The sequence below is a fragment of the Streptomyces sp. RB17 genome (assembly GCF_009604455.1).
Classification (GTDB): Bacteria; Actinomycetota; Actinomycetes; order Streptomycetales; family Streptomycetaceae; genus Streptomyces.
Map to the genome: position 1 here is coordinate 1 of NZ_WEGL01000042.1, position 3,496 is coordinate 3,496.

A 3,496-nucleotide genomic window follows, 5' to 3' on the forward strand; every position below is an offset into this window, starting at 1 on the left:
GTATCGCCACTCGGTACGACAAGACCCCGGACAGCTACCTCGCCGGCCTCCACCTGCGCGCCTCGATGCTCTGGCTCAAGGACCTCACGAGAACCGCCCCTTGATCAGAATTCGATACGCGCCCTAGAGAGGCAGTAGGCGCCGGCCTCCTTTCACGGACGCTCCTCAAGGGTGGCGCGATGGTGATGCGCGGAATTGCCGGTGTCGCCAACGTGAGTTCTGTCGGTTACACGGTCATAGGGACGGCTACCGGAGGCAACCTGGGCGACTCCGGCCGTCGGGAGGATGATTAGTTCATGGCGGATTTCGGTCGACATCCTTCCGTGAAAGCACTCGACGAGTCCAAGCGACTGCCCTTGCTGGTCAGCTGGCGCTTGCGGAGGGAGCAGAGAAGAAGTCGAACGGGTGTTCTACTGTTCGCCGAGATCAGAGAGCCGGTTCGCAGCCTGACACACAAGGCGGGCATCGTGTCTCTCTGGGAGGACGGTGTGGAGCTCTGCTCCCGTACTCGAGACGCGAAGATGCCCAAATTTGTCGAGCTGTCACCGGGCCTTCACCGGCTTGAGTTCAAGGTGACACGCATGAGAGCCGGGAAAAGCACCTCGTTTCTGAAGGTGGTGGACCTGCAGGAAGGCGAGATCCTGGTTGCGTTGTGCGATCCGGTCCAGTCGAACGTCTTCTACCGGAGGAGCCCAGACGCGGATACCTGGGCGGTCGGAGTCCGCTCACGCCGGGACCCGGACCTTCCTTGACGGGCGTTAGCAAGTGCTCGGACGAATGTAGGTACTGGGTCTTTACCGCAGCTCGGACGATCCTGGAAGCGGATGCTCGGAAGGCGCCATAGCCACCGGAGTCAACGGCATGGAGTCCGGAGCAGGTCGCACGCCGGCTGCGGGTCGATTTCCCTGATGATGAGTCCATGCGCATCAGCCATGAGGCGATCTACCAGTCGCTGTTCATCGAGGGCCGAGGCGCGCTCAAGCGCGAGTTGGTCACGTGTCTGCGCACGGGGCGTGCGCTGCGGGAACCAAGGGCGCGGTCCCGAAACAAGCCGCAGGGCCACGTCACCGCTGACGTCGTTTTGAGCGCACGCCCTGCCGAGGCCGACGACCGCGCTGTTCCCGGCCATTGGGAGGGCGACCTGATCATTGGGACGGGTAGGTCCGCGATCGGCACGCTCGTCGAGCGCAGCAGCAGGTCCACGCTCCTGGTCCATCTGCCACGGCTGGACGGCTGGGGGGAGGAACCGTATGTGAAGAACGGGCCGTCGCTCGGCGGATACGGCGCGGTCGCGATGAACGCGGCACTGACGCAGTCGATGACCAAGTTGCCCGAGCAACTACGCAAGACCCTCACCTGGGACCGCGGGAAGGAGCTCTCCGGCCACGCCCAGTTCGCCGTGGAGAGCGGAACACAGGTGTTCTTTGCTGACCCGCACTCGCCCTGGCAGCGACCGACGAACGAGAACACCAACGGGCTGCTGAGACAGTACTTCCCGAAAGGCACAGATCTGTCTCGGTGGTCCGCCGAAGACCTCGAAGCCGTCGCGTACGCACTCAACAATCGGCCCCGCAAGGCCCTCGGCTGGAAGACTCCCGCCGAAGTCTTCGATGAACAGCTACGCTCACTTCAACAACCCGATGTTGCATCGACCGGTTGAACTCGCCCAGCACATCCTCTACCGTCTTGCTCGCCACGGCAGGAAGTACGCTGCCGAAACGATCCCGCGTTCCTGCCGCTGACCTGGGGATTCACGAAACTGCGGACAGAGCCATTTTCAAAGATTCCCATCAGCCGGGCCGATCGCCCAAGGCGTCGCGTGAGGGGACAGGTTGCGAGTCTCCGCGGCGAGGCGGCGGGCCTTGGCGCGCCCCAGTCGTGGTCCCTCCTGTCGGAGTGCTGCAGCATGTCCAGCAGCTGGTGCGCCTCCGAACGGTCGAGCCCCCGACTCTGGGGGAGTCGGGGGCTCGACGGTGTGGTTTTTAGCTGAGTTGTGTGTAGGGGGTCTGGTCGTAGTCGAGTGCGCTGACTTCGGATGGGGGGAGTGCGGTGTTGTAGAGCTGGACGTTGCTGATGTCGGCGTTGGCGTATTCGCCGTAGGTGCCTTGGTAGAGGCGGCGGCCGATCTGGACGGGGCCGGTGGCGTTCCAGGGGGTGCCGGCGAAGGTTTTGGTCGCGGTGAGGGTCCCGTTGACGTAGAGGTTGAGGGTGTTGGTCGGGCCGTCGTAGACGCCGACGAGGTGGGTCCATGTGCCGGTGGTGGCTTTGGAGCCGTAGACGGCAGTGAAGTCAGTGCTTGTGGTGTCGTCGTTGTGGCGGCTGAAGGCCCATTTCTGGGAGCCGGAGGAGTAGTACAGCTGGTAGGCGTTGGCGTTGCCGGCGCTGTCGGACTGGGAGACGAAGGTGGAGTTGTTGTCCAGCAACTGCATACGTACTATGTCGTGGCGGGCGGCACGCCGATCTTGGTTCACAACACGAACTGCCCGACTCTCGACTTCGCGCACGGCACCTCGTTGAAGAATGCGCAAAACATTCGGGATAACGGGTTGAATACAGATCTCGCTCGGGCGAATGCGAACGGTGGGAAGCTAAACAGGCCTGGATCCTTCTACGCCCATCAAATCTCCGGCCCGTCTGATCCTGGGGTTCAATCCGCCTATGAGTGGGGCCTGCGGGTCGACCCGGAGTCGCCTTCATCGGTGCTAATTGGCCGACTGCCACAGGCAACCTATGATGGTCTGGTTGAACAGGGACTCGTGACTGTCCGTAGCGTTGGTGAAGGTGTCCCAGATGAGACAATATTCCATCCGGATGCCTTCCCGATACTGAATCGAGATATGACGTGGCTGACGATTCTGACGCCATGACCAGCGGAAATGACTACTCGGCGGCCAAGATCCGAAAGACGGTCTGGGGTCATGTCGAACCGGGCCAAGACGGTGGATGGGTGACGACGTGGCGATTCACAATGGACACTTCCCGGGTTCTGGGCGAAGCGATCGAGATCGTATCCGAGGTGGAATGTGGATTTGAGTCCAGGTTGAATGTCGCGGCGTCCGGAGAGTCTACACTCACCGTAAAGACGGTAAGGCCGGCGATGTCTGCCGAGTATTATCCGCTCACATTCAGGTCATTTCGAATCGTTAATGACGAAATCGGTATCATTGAAACGATTGAAGGACTGCCGCGCGACTGGTATGCACCGTTCCGATCTCTCTGAGGCTAAGAGCCCGTAACACGATCTTGCGAGCCGGTGCAGGTCAGCCGTAACCGGTACGACGATTGAGCCGTTCGTGAGGACGTGAGCGTCAAGCCGTGGGTCGTGGACGACGGGTTGTGGGCGATGATCGAGCCGTTGCTGCCGCCCTGGCCTGAGCGCTCGCCCGGGCCCAAGCCAGTGCCCGACCGGCTGTGCCTGCAGGGCATCCTGTTCGTGCTCTACACGGGGATCCCGTGGCAGCAGTTGCCGTTGGAGCTGGGCTTCGGCTCCGGTCAG

General features: G+C 62.0%; 4 protein-coding genes and 1 pseudogene. 4 read left to right on the top strand and 1 reads right to left on the bottom strand.

Annotation, left to right across the window (positions count from 1 at the left end; genetic code table 11):
• Positions 1–296 precede the first annotated feature (296 nt).
• Together SRB17_RS45080 and SRB17_RS45085 are read left to right on the top strand one after the other, a co-directional pair.
• Positions 297–752, top strand: coding sequence for a hypothetical protein (locus SRB17_RS45080; protein ID WP_228396717.1), 456 nt, complete (start codon positions 297–299; stop codon positions 750–752).
• A gap of 107 nt (positions 753–859) precedes the next feature.
• Positions 860–1,660, top strand: a pseudogene (locus tag SRB17_RS45085) (IS30 family transposase); the annotation flags it as partial.
• A gap of 322 nt (positions 1,661–1,982) precedes the next feature.
• Here SRB17_RS45085 and SRB17_RS45090 read toward each other — a convergent pair.
• Positions 1,983–2,429 carry a LamG domain-containing protein gene (locus SRB17_RS45090; RefSeq protein WP_153548020.1) on the bottom strand — a complete coding sequence of 149 codons (447 nt, stop codon included), beginning with the start codon at positions 2,427–2,429 and terminating at the stop codon, positions 1,983–1,985.
• A 434-nt stretch (positions 2,430–2,863) separates the two neighbouring features.
• On the opposite strand from SRB17_RS45090, the gene SRB17_RS45095 reads away from it, so the two are divergent.
• Both SRB17_RS45095 and SRB17_RS45100 read left to right on the top strand, forming a co-directional pair.
• Positions 2,864–3,220, top strand: a complete 357-nt coding sequence (locus SRB17_RS45095; protein WP_153548022.1) for a hypothetical protein — start codon at positions 2,864–2,866, stop codon at positions 3,218–3,220.
• Between the two features lie 81 nt (positions 3,221–3,301).
• A partial coding sequence (locus tag SRB17_RS45100) for a transposase (RefSeq protein ID WP_153548024.1) occupies positions 3,302–3,496 on the top strand: 195 nt, incomplete at its 3' end.

Coding starts and splice junctions, on each gene's coding strand:
- SRB17_RS45080 (WP_228396717.1), top strand. CDS start 297: ATGGCGGATTTCGGTCGACATCCTTCCGTGAAAGCACTCGACGAGTCC.
- SRB17_RS45090 (WP_153548020.1), bottom strand. CDS start 2,429: ATGCAGTTGCTGGACAACAACTCCACCTTCGTCTCCCAGTCCGACAGC.
- SRB17_RS45095 (WP_153548022.1), top strand. CDS start 2,864: ATGACCAGCGGAAATGACTACTCGGCGGCCAAGATCCGAAAGACGGTC.